Below are 247 nucleotides of genomic sequence, written 5' to 3'. Positions count from 1 at the left end.
GCCGCCGCTAATATCGACGCTCCACTTGTCCGGCTGGCCGATGGCCGCACACCTTGGCAGATTTTCCGGGATGAGAAGATCATCGGCAACAGCCGAATTGACCCCTGCTCCAAGATCCTAAAGCGCAAGCTTTCGGAACGCTGGCTCAAGGAGAATCGCGACCCGGCTACGACCGCGTTAGTATTCGGCATTGATTGGACCGAAAAGCACCGTTTTGATGATGGCGAGGGGCGCGGCGTCAAGAACC

General features: G+C 57.9%; 1 protein-coding gene. It reads left to right on the top strand.

Annotated features, from left to right (window positions below; translation table 11 throughout):
* Positions 1-247 (top strand): hypothetical protein (locus tag CQ12_RS45420; protein WP_198164350.1); only part of this gene is annotated, 247 nt, incomplete at both ends.

This window comes from Bradyrhizobium jicamae, assembly GCF_001440395.1.
Classification (GTDB): Bacteria; Pseudomonadota; Alphaproteobacteria; order Rhizobiales; family Xanthobacteraceae; genus Bradyrhizobium; species Bradyrhizobium jicamae.
This window is presented reverse-complemented; position numbering and strand designations above follow the sequence as displayed.